Genomic DNA, 1190 nt, shown 5'->3' on the forward strand with positions numbered 1-1190 from the left:
GCCCTAGTAACTTGTTTTGTAGTATGCCTTAAAGACTGTCAAGAGGACTTATGACCCCAGTATGATGGCCACCAATCACATGGGTATATATCTCGGTCGTTTTGACATCACTGTGTCCCAATAACTCTTGGATGGTACGAATGTCATGGCCTTTGAGTAATAAAGATGTTGCAAATGAATGGCGGAAAGTATGGGCGGTAACGCGCTTATCTATACCACAGTTAGTGGTAGCTTGCCTTAATGCACGTGAAAAAGCCGTTGGATGAATATGGTGTCTGCACACATAGTTGTCACTTGGGTGCATACAACGGCGGCTAGCAGGAAAGAGATATTGCCAATGAAACTTAGAGGCGTTACTGCGGTATTTTCTGATGAGAGAGATGGGCAATGAAGCAAGTCCAAAGCCATCTGACAAATCCGCCTCGTGGAGCTTTTTTACCTGTTTCATTTGTGACTTTAGAACATCAATCAATCCGTTAGGTAGCATACAAACTCGATCTTTTTGCCCTTTACCTCGGTACACAAAGATAGATTTAGTGGTTAGATCAATATCTTTTACCCTAAGTTTTAAGGCTTCCTTTAATCTTAGCCCTGAGCCAAATAGGATGGCACCAATTAAATAGTGGTAGCCTGACAAATTGCTGATGATCAGTTTTGCTTCTTCGTTAGACAATACCTGCGGTATTCGTTTAGGGGCTTTTGCATAGGGAAATTGTAACTCATTGGGCTCAATTTTTAACACATGGCGACAAGCAAATACAATGGCACATAGAGCCTGTTTCTGGGTGCTCGCCGACACTTCGCACTCCACTGCTAAAAAACAGAGAAATTGTTCAATCAAAGCGGGGGTTATATCAGCGCCATGACGAATATTGCAATGTCGAATGAAATAGCGGTTCCAATAGAGGTAGGATTTTTCTGTTTGATAGCTGTAATGGCGTACCCTGATCTCTGTCCGTATAGCCTCCAAAAATGTTAATTGCCCCATAACCGTTACCTTACCAATGCACTGTGTTTATATACAGTTATAGTTGAAGTTGAGATAATTGCTATGAAAAAGATGCATAAATCGTTGGATTGGCGCATCGATAATACTAACTGTTAAACATTAACTCATTATTATCAATAGTTTGTAATATATATAAAAGTGCTATGCAGACCTCGTAAACACCTATGCATCTTTTTTATCT

General features: G+C 40.5%; 1 protein-coding gene. It reads right to left on the reverse strand.

Annotated features, from left to right (window positions below):
• Positions 1 to 28: 28 nt before the first annotated feature.
• A complete protein-coding gene (locus tag H5185_RS22205; RefSeq protein WP_107947007.1) occupies positions 29 to 988 on the reverse strand; it encodes an integron integrase in 960 nt (319 codons plus the stop codon).
• Positions 989 to 1190 lie beyond the last annotated feature (202 nt).

This window comes from Shewanella sp. SG44-6, from assembly GCF_014164185.1.
Taxonomy (GTDB): Bacteria; Pseudomonadota; Gammaproteobacteria; order Enterobacterales; family Shewanellaceae; genus Shewanella; species Shewanella vesiculosa.

What these genes read in the sequence shown, in the direction of transcription:
- H5185_RS22205 (WP_107947007.1), bottom strand. Translation starts at nt 988, where the DNA reads ATGGGGCAATTAACATTTTTGGAGGCTATACGGACAGAGATCAGGGTA.